This is a genomic window from Streptomyces sp. NBC_00258, assembly GCF_036182465.1.
Taxonomy (GTDB): Bacteria; Actinomycetota; Actinomycetes; order Streptomycetales; family Streptomycetaceae; genus Streptomyces.
The window spans coordinates 2053489-2066596 of record NZ_CP108081.1 but is presented as its reverse complement, the minus strand read 5'-3'; the positions used below and the strand labels follow the sequence as shown (position 1 = coordinate 2066596).

At 71.6% G+C, this 13108-nt stretch carries 11 protein-coding genes; 3 read left to right on the top strand and 8 right to left on the bottom strand.

Annotated features, from left to right (window positions below; genetic code table 11):
• Nucleotides 1-18: 18 nt before the first annotated feature.
• The 6 genes from sthA to OG718_RS09550 form a co-directional block, all read right to left on the bottom strand.
• A complete protein-coding gene (gene sthA / locus OG718_RS09575; protein ID WP_306936034.1) occupies nucleotides 19-1422 on the bottom strand; it encodes a Si-specific NAD(P)(+) transhydrogenase in 1404 nt (467 codons plus the stop codon).
• Between the two features lie 64 nt (nucleotides 1423-1486).
• Nucleotides 1487-4150, bottom strand: a complete 2664-nt coding sequence (locus OG718_RS09570) for a tetratricopeptide repeat-containing protein (protein ID WP_328843907.1) — start codon at nucleotides 4148-4150, stop codon at nucleotides 1487-1489.
• Nucleotides 4151-4226: 76 nt separating this feature from the next.
• A complete protein-coding gene (locus OG718_RS09565; RefSeq protein ID WP_328843906.1) occupies nucleotides 4227-4829 on the bottom strand; it encodes a hypothetical protein in 603 nt (200 codons plus the stop codon).
• Between the two features lie 271 nt (nucleotides 4830-5100).
• Entirely contained in the window at nucleotides 5101-5820 is a 720-nt protein-coding gene (locus OG718_RS09560) for a formylglycine-generating enzyme family protein (RefSeq protein WP_328843905.1), read from the bottom strand.
• A 12-nt stretch (nucleotides 5821-5832) separates the two neighbouring features.
• Nucleotides 5833-6216, bottom strand: a complete 384-nt coding sequence (locus OG718_RS09555; RefSeq protein ID WP_143641183.1) for a signal peptidase I — start codon at nucleotides 6214-6216, stop codon at nucleotides 5833-5835.
• 66 nt (nucleotides 6217-6282) lie between these two features.
• A complete protein-coding gene (locus OG718_RS09550; protein ID WP_306936029.1) occupies nucleotides 6283-6798 on the bottom strand; it encodes a PadR family transcriptional regulator in 516 nt (171 codons plus the stop codon).
• Between the two features lie 84 nt (nucleotides 6799-6882).
• On the opposite strand from OG718_RS09550, the gene OG718_RS09545 reads away from it, so the two are divergent.
• Nucleotides 6883-8310: a carotenoid oxygenase family protein gene (locus tag OG718_RS09545; protein WP_328843904.1), complete on the top strand. Its 1428-nt coding sequence runs from the start codon at nucleotides 6883-6885 to the stop codon at nucleotides 8308-8310.
• A gap of 16 nt (nucleotides 8311-8326) precedes the next feature.
• On the opposite strand, the gene OG718_RS09540 is transcribed toward OG718_RS09545, so the two are convergent.
• Nucleotides 8327-9481 carry a Gfo/Idh/MocA family protein gene (locus OG718_RS09540; RefSeq protein WP_328843903.1) on the bottom strand — a complete coding sequence of 385 codons (1155 nt, stop codon included), beginning with the start codon at nucleotides 9479-9481 and terminating at the stop codon, nucleotides 8327-8329.
• 132 nt (nucleotides 9482-9613) lie between these two features.
• On the opposite strand from OG718_RS09540, the gene OG718_RS09535 reads away from it, so the two are divergent.
• A complete protein-coding gene (locus OG718_RS09535; protein WP_328843902.1) occupies nucleotides 9614-10624 on the top strand; it encodes a LacI family DNA-binding transcriptional regulator in 1011 nt (336 codons plus the stop codon).
• A gap of 154 nt (nucleotides 10625-10778) precedes the next feature.
• Nucleotides 10779-12248 (top strand): FAD-binding protein, encoded by a 1470-nt coding sequence (locus OG718_RS09530; RefSeq protein ID WP_328843901.1) that lies wholly within the window; start codon nucleotides 10779-10781, stop codon nucleotides 12246-12248.
• A 29-nt stretch (nucleotides 12249-12277) separates the two neighbouring features.
• Here OG718_RS09530 and OG718_RS09525 read toward each other — a convergent pair whose 3' ends face one another.
• Entirely contained in the window at nucleotides 12278-13069 is a 792-nt protein-coding gene (locus OG718_RS09525; RefSeq protein WP_328843900.1) for a hypothetical protein, read from the bottom strand.
• Nucleotides 13070-13108: the final 39 nt, after the last annotated feature.

Here is a 13108-nt window from a genome sequence, read left to right as displayed (position 1 = left end):
GTTTCGCGTGCAGGGGCGTCAGTCCCTGAGGCGGTCGATCTGCCGGATCTTGTTGGTCGCGTCCAGGGCGGCCACCTTGTACGACTCGGCGAGCGTCGGGTAGTTGAAGACGGCGTCGACCAGGTAGTCGACGGTTCCGCCGCAGCCCATCACCGACTGCCCGATGTGGATGAGCTCGGTGGCGCCCGTGCCGAAGCAGTGCACGCCGAGCAGCTTCCGGTCCTCCGGGGAGACCAGCAGCTTGAGCATGCCGTGCGAGTCGCCGATGATCTGGCCCCGGGCCAGCTCGCGGTAGCGGGAGATGCCCACCTCGAACGGCACGCAGTCCTCGGTGAGTTGATCCTCGGTCTTCCCGATGAAACTGATCTCAGGAATGGTGTAGATGCCGATGGGCTGGAGGTCGTGCATCCGGTTCACCGGTTCGCCGCACGCGTGGTACGCCGCCGTACGCCCCTGCTCCATCGAGGTCGCGGCCAGAGCCGGGAAGCCGATGACGTCGCCGACGGCGTAGATGTGCGGCACCTCGGTGCGGTAGTGCTCGTCGACGGTGATCCGCCCGCGCCGGTCGGCGGACAGCCCAGCCTTGTCCAGGTCGAGCTCGTCGGTGAGCCCCTGCCGGCCGGCGGAGTACATGACCGAGTCGGCGGGGATCTTCTTGCCGCTCTCCAGGATGGTGAGCGTGCCCTTGGGGTGCTTTTCGACCGCGGCGACGGTCTCGCCGAAGCGGAACGTGACCGCGAGGTCCCGCAGGTGGTACTTGAGCGACTCGATCACCTCGACGTCGCAGAAGTCGAGCATCCCGGGCCGCTGTTCGACCACGGTGATCTTGCTGCCGAGGGCGGCGAACATGGAGGCGTACTCCATGCCGATCACGCCTGCCCCGACGATGACCATGGAGCGCGGTACCTGCTCCAGGTTGAGAACGTTGTCGGAGTCCAGGATCGTCCGCTCGTCGAACTCGACGGTCGCGGGCCTGGCCGGGCGGGTGCCGGTGGCGATGACGATGTTGTCGGCGCTCAACATGCGGTCGTGGCCGGTCACTTCACGCAGGGCGACGGTGTGGTCGTCGACGAAGCGGCCGGTGCCGGCGAAGAGGGAGACGTGGTTGCGGGAAAGCTGGTTGCGGATGACGTCGACCTCGCGGCTGACCACGTGCGAGGTGCGCGCGGTCAGGTCGGCGACGGTGATGTCCTCCTTCAGGCGGTAGCTCTGGCCGTAGAGATCGCGCTGGGTGAGACCGGTGAGATAGAGGACCGCCTCGCGCAGAGTTTTCGAGGGGATGGTCCCGGTATGGATGGAGACCCCACCGACCATGTCGGGGCGGTCGACGACGGCGACCCGGCGGCCGAGCTTGGCCGCGGCGATGGCGGCCTTCTGGCCGCCCGGGCCGGATCCGATGACGAGCAAGTCGAAGTCGCGCACCCTCCGGAGTCTGTCAGCCCGAGGCTCTCGCCCGAAAGGGTGAACGGGTGTCGGTTCTTCCCGCTCACTGGAATCCGGCGAGCTCCTGCCGGGTGCGCAGGGTCCACGAGTGCTCCTCGCCGAGGTACCTGACACGGTCCTGGAGTATCTGCCGCAGCAGCCGAGCGGCACGAGCCCGGTCGCCCGCCTCACCGACACAACGGGCGTGGGCGTTGCGGCTGCCCAGGGTGGCGGGGTGGTCGTCGCCGAGGATCCGGGTGCGGTCCTGTACGAGGATCTCCAGCAGGTCGGCGGCCTCCGCGGCGCGGCCGACGGCGCCCAGGCCGCGCGCGTGACCGCTGCGGGCGGCGAGCGTGTGCGGGTGGTCGTCGCCCAGCACCAGCCGGCAGTCGTCGACGAGGCGCTCGTACAGCTCCACGGCCTCCCGCGTCCGGCCGCGGCGGCTCGTGCTGCGGGCGTGCGCGGCGCGGATCGCGAACAGATGGGGGTGGCCGTCGTCGAGCACGGCTCGGCTGTCGGTGAGCAACTCGTCGAGCAGCCGCGCGGCCTGGTCGGGATCACCGGCCTCCCCGGTGAAGAAGGCACGGTAGCGCCGCCACACCAGGGCGACCGGGCTGCGGGACCCGTGCGTTCCGCTGTCCCGCGCGCCGTCCCCGTTCGCATCGGCCAGCAGCGCGGTGAGCAGCGCCGCTGCCCTGGCGGGGTCCCCGGACTCGCCGAGGAAGCGTGCGTGCCCATGACGTGCCGCGACGGTGTCGGGATGGTCCGGGTCGAGGACCTGGAGGCAGTCCTGGATCAGCTCCTCGAACAGTTCCGCCGCCTGCGCCGCGTGTCCGGCCTCCCCCAGGAAGTGGGCATGGTGGCGCCGGTTGTTGAGCGTGTACGGGTGGTACGGGCCCTGCGTACGGGTGCGGTCGGCGACCAGGCTCTCGAAGAGCCGGGCGGCGAGCGCGGGGCGGCCCGCGTCGCCCAGCAGATAGGCGCGCCCGTAGCGGGTGCTGAGGGTGTGCGGATGGTCGGCGCCCAGCAGCCGGGTGCGGTCGGCGAGCACCGCCTCGAACTCGGCCAGTGCCGGGCCGATCCGGCCGGACTCGCCGAGGAACAGGGCAAGGTTGTTGCGGCTGTTGAGGGTGTGGGAGTGGCCGGCACCCAGTACGCGTGCGCGGTCGGCGACGACGTCGCGCAGCAGGTCCGCCGCTTCGGCGGGGCGGCCGGCCATGCCGACGTACCGGGCGTAGGCGTTGCGGTTCTCCAGTGACTCGCGGGCGTCCGGGCCCAGTTCAACCGTCGACTCGGTCACCAGCTCCCCGTACAGTTCGACGGCCCGCGCGGGGTTGCCGGCTTCTCCCACGCAGGTCGCGTACCACTGGCGGGGCAGTCGTCCGCGGCCCAGGCCCGCCTTCTCGAACGCGGCCATGGCGTGCGAGAGGTCTCCGCGCTGGTAGGCGGTAGTGCCGATGTCGAGTGCTCCCGTGGCGTTCGCGTGGCCGATGAGGGTCTCCCAGACGGTGTCGGGGATGCGCGGCGGCGGGACCTGCTCGTCGAGGGTGTGGTGGAGGTAGTCGAACGCCTGGAAGCGGTCCCCGTCATGGGGCAGCAGCAGGCTGGAGGTGGCGTGCAGGGGCTCGGTCGCCCAGGTCAGTGCCTCCTCCCAGGGCTCCGGACGCAGCGCGGTCCCGCCGCGCCGCTCCAGATACACCTCGTGCAACCGGCGCAGTACCTCCTGCGGCAGCGGCTGGTGGAAGCCCGTGCGGCGGGCGTCCGCGGCCGCCGTCACGAGCGCGGCGGCGCGCGGATGGGTGCCGGGCGACCAGGCGTTGTGCCACTCGTCCAGCAACTGCGGGGCGGCGGCCAGGTATTCGGCCACCCCGTGCCCGTCCCGGCCGGCGCCCTTGACCGCCGCCCTGATCCGGGGGTCCTCGGCGTGCCGCTCGGCGCGGGCGATCTCGGCCGCGCTCCACGTACGGTCGACCCGCACCGTGGTGGCCAGCCGGATCACCTCACGGCCGCTTCGCAGGACATCGAACCCGGGCTCGTTGTCGGCCCCCGACCTGGCCCCGAACTTGCCGTGCTGCTGGGCGCTCATCGTCGCCAGGATCACCACACTGGAGTCCTCCGAGCCCAGCATCCGCTGCACATGACCCGCGGTCAGCCCGCCGACCCCCAGGAAGACGTCCAGTTCGTCGAGCCACACCACCGCCCTGCGCGTCCGTACGACGAGGTCGACCAGGGGAACGGCCGACTCCCGGCTGTCGGGCACGATGAGCCGGTACTTGGCGAAATGCTTGCGCATCACTTCGTACGCGAGCCGCGACTTGCCCGCCGTCGACTCACCGACCAGCAGGACGAACCCCTCACCCGCACTGAGCGCGGCCGCCACCTGCGGCATCATGTCCCGGTCGATGAACGCGGGCACCCGGCTCAGACCCGCCGCCCCACCACCGCCCGGCGGCGCCGGATGCACACCGAGCCAGATCGGATCCCGCGCGTCGGCCACGGTCGGTACACGCCCCCGCCGCGAGATCCTCAGCAGGCCGGGTAACGCCTGCTGCCGCGCCGCGACCCGGTCCAACGCCTGCCCGCCCGATGTCGCCACGGCCCCCGCGGGCGCCGCGACGGCAGCACCGGGCGGCCCGAGAACCGCCACGAGCACCGGCCGGGCCACGGCCGCCACCAAGCGCACCACCCCGGCCCCCACCGACGCGAACCACCCCGCGCGCCACGCCATGACACCACCCCCGTGCGGCTGTTGACCCTCCTTTTCCCGCTCGGGGGCCGGTGTAGCCATGCCGCGGGCGTTCCGCCTACTTGTTGGGGAACTTCCAGATGTAGGGCTCGCCGTCCTCCTCCGACCAGTGGACCTCGATGGACTTGGCGTTCGAGGGGACCAGGTACGACTCGCAGAAGACGTGGCTCTCGCCGGACTTCCAGGCCGTGACGTCGTACGGGTCCTCGCAGCCGGGGGCGTCGTCGGCGGAGCCGAGGAGGAGGGTGCCGCGGCGGCCGTCGGCCCAGATGGTGGTGCCGTCGCCCGCGTCGGAGTCGCTCGTGAGGGCCGGGCCGGCCTTGTGGGTGTACTTCACATGGGCGACGGCGAGGGCCAGGCCCTTGGCGTCGGCCTTGTCCTGGACCAGCTTGGCGGCCTCGGCCTCCGTGCCGAGGTCGACCTTCTGGGCGGTGATCTCGTACGTGACCTTTCCGTCCTCCTCCTCGACCTTGCCCGTGGCGCTCTCGCCGGTGGCCAGTTCGCCCCCGGACTCGGCCTTGGCCTGCGGTGCGGCGGCCTTGGGCCGGGAGGGCTTCTTCGCGTCCGTGCCGGCGTCGTTGCCACCGCCGCACGCGCTGAGGGTGAGCGCGAGGACGGCGGCGGGTGCGACGGCGCGCAGCGCGGAATTGTGGCGCAACAAGACAGGCTCCTTGAGGTGAAAGGTGTGGGGGAGGCCCCGGCTGCCGGTGGCGGCGCGGCCTGGCGGGCCGCGGTCAACACGGGCGGGGCATGGGGGAGTTCGCGCTCCTCACCGAGGGCGCGATCACTGATCCGTTGAAGATCTTGGTGCAACCCAATGCGCTGCGTCAACAAATGTGAACGTTGTGTGAGGTGCGGTCGCCCAGGCGTGGAGGGCATGTTGAGCTGGGAGTTCGCCGCCGCCCCGCCAACTCCCCGTCCCCGGGGGCGGATCAGGGCGTGGCGGAGCGCGCGACGCGGAACCCCACGTCGTCGACCTGGTAGCTCGGGTGGCTGCGGCGCCGTGCGGAGGCTCGGCAGCTCCAGTGCTCGTCGAACCAGCCACCGCCGCGCAGGACCCGGTAGGTTCCGTAGACCTCGGCGTCGTAGACGTCCCAGCACCAGTCCCAGACGTTGCCGAGCATGTCGTGCAGGCCCCATGGGTTGGGCTGCTTGCCGCCCACGTCGTGGATGCGCTCGTCCGAGTTGCCGCGGTACCAGGCGATGTCGTCGAGCGGCCCGTAACGCGGCCCGGTCGTACCGGCGCGGCAGGCGTGCTCCCACTCCGCCTCGGTGGGCAGCCGGTACCCGTCCGCGGCCGTGTCCCACTCGACGCCTTCCGTCCCTTCCGGTCCTTCCGCCGCTTCCAGTCCTTCCGCGCCTTCGGAGTCGGCGTGGAGGAAGTAGGCAGGGGTGAACCCCTCGTGCCGGGACAGGGCGTTGCAGAACCGGACCGCGTCCCACCAGGACACGCCCTCCACGGGCAGTTGGTCGCCCTCGGCGCTGCTCGGCCGCGCACCCGTGACCTGTGCGTACAGTGCCTGCGTGACCGGGAACGCCCCGAGCCGGTAGGGCGCGAGCTGGACCTGCCAACTGCGCTGCGTCCGCCGGTCCGACAGCGTCACCTGCCCCGGCGGGACAGCGATCATCTCGTTCACCGTGCTCGTGTCCATGAGCCGTCGATCCTACTGAGGATCTCGGTCCGTCTCCGGGACCGCGTAACCGGGCACGGACGGCCAGCGGACGGTCAGCACGACCGACTCCTCCTCCGCGAACCACGAGTGGTCGACTCCGGGCCCCCAGACCACGTAATCACCCTGCTGTTGCAGCGTGACACTGCGGCCGGGGAACTCCACACGGAAGCGGCCGCTCACCAGGACCTGGAGGGCCGTGCGTTCCTCGCCCTCGACCCACTGGGGCCGCTCGTCGCCCTTGGGGTGTACGCCCCACTTGATCTCCAGGGCCTCGCTGTGGCGCGGATCGTCGGCGTCCTTGAAGTGCCCGAGCAGCCACCCCCGGTCCAGCGCCGCGTCCTTGCCCGCGTTTCCCACATACACACTGTCGTTCACGTGCCCGGACGCTAGCAGTTGCCCGCGTCCGGTGCCGTGTCGAGGATGGTGCGTGCAGACCGGCTTCTACCGTCCCTCCAGGATCGCGGGCAGCTCGTCCATCCAGGCCAGCACCGCCTCCTCGTAACGGATGCCGAAGGCCAGCGTGGCCTCCGTGAAGCGGTCGGGAGCGCCCGCGGCCACCCTCTCCCGGTAGTCCGCGAGCCGCTTCTCGTGGTCGGCGCGGTGCCCGGCGATGAACTCCGTCAGCCGGTCCCGGTCCAGGGCGGAGCCGAAGGCGATGGTGAGCAGCAGCGGGTAGCGGATCTGCTCGGAGCCCGGCGGCTCGGCGAGCCACGCGGCGAAGGCGGCCCGGCCCTCGTCGGTGAGCCGGTAGGGCTGCCGCGACCGGGGGCCCGCGGGCCCGGCCTCGACGAGCCCACGGCCGGCGAGGGCCGCGAGCTCGCGGTAGACCTGGCTCCGGGTGAGGGTCCAGAAGTCGCCGATGAGCTGCTCGGCGGTGTGCACCAGCTCGTACCCGCTGGCTTCCCCGCCGTGCAGGAAACCGAGCAGCGAAGCCGCGGTGGGGTTGAGGTCGGCCATCCCGTTCTTCCCTTGACATTCCACTGTGGACGGTGTGCCATGAAATGAAGAGCACAGTCCACTGTGGCATGTCGGGAGGCGACCATGAGTACGCCGGGTTTCGCGGCCGGGTTTCAGGGGCTGCACGACGAGGCCGAAGTCGCAGAGCTTCCGGTCAAGGGGACGCTGCCCGGCTGGCTGGAGGGGAGCCTGCTGCGCAACGGCCCCGCACGCTACGACGCGGGGGAGCGCTCCCTGCGTCACTGGTTCGACGGACAGGCGATGCTGCACCGCTTCACCATCGACGGCGGGAGGGTCTCCTACGCCAACAGGTTCCTCGACACCGCCGCCCACCGCGCCGTCGAGTCGGGGACGATCGCCTACCCCGAGTTCGCGACCGACCCGTGCCGCTCACTGTTCGCCCGCTTCTTCACCCGCTTCGCGCGCAGGCCCACCCTGAACGCGAACGTCAACATCACCCGCTTCGGCGACCGCTTCGTGGCGCTGACCGAGACGCCGATACCGGTCGCCTTCGACCGGGACACGCTCGCGACCGCGGGAGTGGTGGGCTACGAGGACGAGTTGAGCGGCCAGCTGACCACGGCCCACCCGCACCAGGACCCCACCACCGGCGACCTGGTCAACTACCTGCTGCACTTCTCGCGCACCAGCGAGTACCGCCTCTACCGGCAGAAGGCCACGGGCGCGGCCCGCGAGCTGATCGGCAGCCGCCGGATCGCCCGCCCCTCCTACATGCACAGCTTCGCGATCACGGGCCGGCACGCGGTCCTCGCCGAGTTCCCGCTCGTGGTGAACCCGCTGAGCATCGTGCTCAGCGGCCGGCCGTTCATCGAGAACTACCGCTGGGAGCCGGAGCGCGGCACCCGCTTCACGGTCATGGACCTCCGCGACGGCTCGGTGCGCGGTGTGTACGAGGGGCCGGCGTTCTTCGCGTTCCACCACATCAACGCCTTCGACGACGGCGACGAACTCGTCCTCGACATCTGCTCGTACGAGGACGCCTCCGTCATCGACACGCTGTACCTGGACCGACTGCGCGCGGGCGACACGATTCCGTTCGCTCTGCCCACCCGGTACCGGATCGGCCTCGGCAGCGGAGAGGTCGGCGTCCGGCGGCTGTCGGAGGAGCCACTGGAGCTGCCGCGCATCGCCTACGAGCGGCACAACGGCGTCGACTACCGCTACGCGTACGGTGTGGGCGCCCGCGCCCGCAGCGGTGACGACTTCCTCAACCAGCTCGTGAAGGTCGACGTGACGACGGGGCACACGCTGAAGTGGTCCGAGGAAGGCTGCTATCCGGGCGAGCCGGTCTTCGTGGCGGCGCCGACGGCCGCGCCCGGCGCGGAGGGCGAGGACGACGGCGTCGTGCTGTCGGTGGTCCTCGACTCGGCGGCGGGCTCGTCGTTCCTGCTCGTGCTGGACGCCCGCACGTACGAGGTACTGGCGCGCGCGGACGTGCCGCACGCCATCCCGTTCGGCTTCCACGGGCTGTTCACCCGGCACACCTCGTAGGTACGGGCCTCAGCGCTTACGCGGGACTCGCCCAGGTCCCGCTCTCGGCGGAGCGGGACATCGCGTCCAGGGCGGCCGCGCTGTGGACGGCGTCCTCGACCGTGGCGCCGTACGCGGTGCCCTCGGCGATGGAGCGCAGGAAGTTGTAGGCCTCGATCACCTTGAGGTCGTCGTAGCCCATGCTGTTGGCCGAGCCCGGCTGGAAGGCGGCGTACTCGCCGTGCCCGGGGCCCACGTACAGCGTGCTGACCGGCTGGTCCTGGTACGACGTGCCCCGGCTGACGCTCAGCTCGCCCATGCGGCGGAAGTCCCAGGAGACCGCGCCCTTGGTGCCGTGGATCTCGAAGCCGTAGTTGTTCTGCTCGCCCACCGAGACCCGGCAGGCTTCCAGGACACCGCGGGCGCCGGAGGCGAAGCGCAGCAGACAGGACACGTAGTCCTCGTTCTCCACCGGGCCCAGTTCGCCGCCCGCCGAGCGGGTGTGGCCCGCGGTGGCGCCGGTGGGACGGGCGCGCTCCGGGACGAAGACGGCCGTGTCGGCGGCCAGCGACGCGATCTCGCCGAGCAGGAAGCGGGCCAGGTCCACACCGTGCGAGGCGAGGTCGCCCAGCACTCCGCTGCCACCGCGCTCACGCTCGTACCGCCAGGTCAGGGCGCCCTCGGGGTGGGCCGCGTAGTCACTGAAGAGGCGGATGCGGACGTGTGTGACCGTGCCGATCTCGCCGGAGGCGATCAGCTCGCGGGCCGCCGCGACGGCAGGTGCGTTGCGGTAGTTGAAGCCGACCGTGCCCTGCACGCCCGACTTCGCGACGGCGCCGGCCACGGCCCGAGCGTCCTCGGCGGTGAGACCGACCGGCTTCTCGATCCAGATGTGCTTGCCCGCCTCGGCCATGGCGACGCCGATCTCACGGTGCAGGAAGTTCGGGGCGGCGATGCTCACCGCCCGGACCCGGGGGTCGGCGGCGACCTCCCGCCAGTCCCGGGCCGCCGTCGCGAAGCCGTACTGCTCCGCGGCCTCCTCGGCCCGGCCGGGCACCTCGTCGGCCACGGCGACCAGTTCGGGCCGCACGGGCAGCTGGGGGAAGTGGTGCGGCACACGGGCGTACGCCTGGGTGTGCACCCGCCCCATCCAGCCGAACCCCACGACGGCGACGCCGAGCGTACTCACCATGACTGCCCTTCTTCGGACTTCTTTGGACCGGTCCAGAACTCTTCCGGTTCACACTGAAGGCCCGTTCCCGCACGTGTCAACCCCATGAGAACCCTTTGACAAGCCGTCGCCCACTATGGAACGGTCCATTTCATGAGACCACCGACGATCCGCGACGTCGCCGAACGGGCCGGAGTGTCGAAATCCCTGGTCTCGCTCGTGCTGCGCGGATCCGACCAGGTGCGCCCCGAGAAGCGGCAGGCCGTGCTGGCCGCCGTCGAGGAGCTCGGCTACCGGCCCAACGCGGCCGCGCGCAGCCTCAGCGAGCGGCGCACCCGCACGGTGGGCGTGCTCCTCAACGACATGCGCAACCCCTGGTTCGTGGAACTGCTCGACGGCCTCAACTCCCTGCTGCACGCCCACGGCCTGCGCATGCTCCTTGCCGACGGCCACCTCAACCTGCGCCTCGGCGAGGACCTCACCCGCGCCTTCACCGACCTGCGCGTCGACGGCCTGATCGCCGTCGGCACGCTGCCGGGCCCCGAGGCGCTGCGCACGGCGGCCACGCGGGTGCCCACCGTCGTCGCCGGCGCCCGTGAACCCGTGCTGCCGCACGTCGACCTCGTCGCCAACGACGACCAGCACGGTGCCCGGCTCGCCACCGAGCACCTCATCGCGCTCGGCCACCGGCGCATCGCCCACATCGCGGGACAGGGGATGGTCGGCGAACTGCGCCGCCGCAGCTTCGAGACCGTCATGCGCGAACACGGACTGTCCGACACGGCCGTCGTGGAACAGGGCGACCTGACCGAGGAGGGCGGCTACCGTGCCACCGTCCGGCTGCTCAGCGCCCGCGAGCGGCCCACCGCCGTCTTCGCCTTCAACGACATCGCCTGTGTCGGCGCCCTGTCGGCCGCCGAGGAACTCGGCCTCCGCGTGCCGCACGACCTCTCCCTCGTCGGCTACGACAACACCTACCTCGCGCGTCTGCGCCACCTGTGGCTCACCACCGTGGACAGCGCCGGCCACGACGTCGGCCGCCGCGCCGCACAGTGCCTGCTCGACCGCATCGCCGACCCCGCCCGTCCCGCCGAGGTCGTCCTCAGCACGCCGGTGCTGGAGGTGCGGGGCACGACGGCCGCGCCGCGCGAGAGCCCCGCCTGAGTCACGCACGGCACCAGCTCCGGCGGTGAGGGTGAAGGCCCGGCCCGAACGAAGCCCGGGGAGCACCGGCGCGGGGCCGTGTCCTCGTGCGTCAACGGCTCTAGAGTGGGCGGCTGCTGACCGGTTCACCGTGTCCTTCCCCCTGGAGGAGCGCATGTCCCGCAGACCGCCCCGACGTTCCGTGCTGCGTGGCCTGGCCGCCGCCGGAACCGCGGTGATCGGCTTCGACCCCTTCACACGGAGCTGGGCGGTGACCCCGTCCGACGGGCCACTGGACGGCATCCCCGAGCTGGACGGAACCCTCCACACCGACGAGGCCGCCCTGAGCGCCGCCGCCGACGACTTCGGCCACATCGTGCACCGCCGCCCGGCCGCGGTGCTGCGGCCGGGCTCCGTCGCCGACGTCGTGGCGATGGTGCGGTTCTGCGCCAGGCGCGGAATCCCGGTCGCCCCACGCGGACAGGGCCACGGCACGAACGGTCAGGCACAGGTCTCGGGTGGCCTGGTCGTCGAGACCACTCCGCTCGATGCCGTCCGGCCCATCGGACCCGGCAGCACCAGCGTCCGGGTCGGAGCCGGCGCGAAGTGGAGCGACGTCGCCAAGGCCACCCTCGTCCATGGCCTGACCCCTCCCGTCTTCACCGACTACCTCGAACTCTCCGTCGGCGGAACACTGGCCGTGGGCGGCCTCGGCGGCCAGACCCACCGTCACGGCGCGCAGGTCGACAACGTCCTGGAGCTCGAAGTCGTCACCGGCGCGGGGGAGTTGCTGCGCTGCTCCCCGGCCCGCCACCGTGACCTGTTCCTCGCCGTACTCGCCGGCCTGGGCCATTGCGCGGTGGTCGTCGGCGCGACCGTACGACTGGTCCGCGCGCCCGAGACCGTACGCCACTACCTCCTGCCGTACGACGATCTGCGGACCTTCGTGGAGGACCAGCGCCTGCTCGTCCGCGACCGGCGGTTCTCCTACGTCGAGGGGCAGATCGTTCCGGACGCCACGGGGGCCTTCCGCGGGTATGTCATCGAGGCCGTCGCCTACGGACCTCCCGCGGGGGACGTTCCCGACGACGCCGCGCTCCTGCGGGGGCTGCGGCACGACCCGTCCGGCGCGGAGATCACCGACCTCCCGTACTACGACTTCCTCGACCGGCTCGCCCCGGCCGTCGCCGCTCTCAAGGAAGCCGGGCTGTGGGCGTACGCCCATCCATGGCTCAACCTGCTCGTGCCCGGCCGGAAGGCGGCCGAGGTGACGGGCCGGCTCCTGGACGCGCTCACCCCGGACGACGTGGGTCCGGGAGGCGTGGTGCTGCTGTACCCGCTGGTGCGCGAGCGCCTGCGGACCCCGCTGCTGCGCATGCCCGACGACCCCGTGCCCTACCTCTTCGCGGTCCTGCGGAGCACTCCTCCCGACGACACGGCGGCGGTACGGCGACTGCTGGCGGCCAACCGGTCCGCGTACGACCTCGTCCGCGCGGCAGGCGGCACCCGGTACCCGGTCGGCTCCGTACCCTTCGACCATGCCGACTGGCGACGGCACTTCGGGACCGCCTGGCCCCGGTTCGCCGCCGCGCGGAAGACCTACGACCCGCGCGGGATCCTCGTCCCCGGACAGGGAATCTTCTGACCGGGCCGGTTACGGGCTGACCGACCCGGTCAGCCGACCGGGTCGTCGCACTGCGTCCCGGGCGGGCAGAACCAGAGCAGGGCCGTGTCCACGAGTTCCCGTTCGTCCTCGGTCCCGTCGGCCTCGGAGCCGTACGCGACCAACGCGTACCGTTCGCCGTCCGTCGCCTCGAAGCGATGGTCGATGACGTGCCGGGTGCCGCCGCCCAGCTCGCCCGCGATCTCGTCGGCGCGGTACTCGTGCTCGGCCGCCTGCCCCACGGCACTCGGGACCTCCTCCATGGCGACCGGTTCGTATCCGTCGAGCTTCTCCGCCTCGGTCTGCGCGGCCTGCAGCGACGAGTAGGGCGAGGTCTCCATCACCTGGAACACCTGAAGGCGTCGGGTGCCGTCCGGACTGCGGTAGTCGACGATGTCGATGCCGTACTGCGACGACCTGCTCTCGCGCTCCCAGCCCTTCGGCAGCGCCACCCGGTACCCCGCGGCGTCCTGGAGGGATTCGTAGTCCTCGGGGAGGGTCGCCGACGACTCGAAGGTGGTGTCCTGCGAGGGCGACCCGTCCGAGGGAACGTCGTCTCCGGTCCCGCCCGACGTCGTCTCCGAGGAGTCCTGCCCGGTGGCGGCGGGCTCCCGGTACGGTTCCGGCTCGTCCTTCCAGGCCAGTGCCCAGATGCCGAAGGCGAGCCCGGCGACCGCGAGCACGATCCCCGTCTGCTGCCGGACGGTCTTCTGCCGCGGCACGTCCAGGTACTGGTCGGTGTGGAAGAGGCGTTCGCGCCGGGAACCGCCCCACTCCTGCCGCTCGGTGTCGAACACTCTCATCGCCGCGGCCCTCCATGTCGCCGTCCCATGCCCGTCATC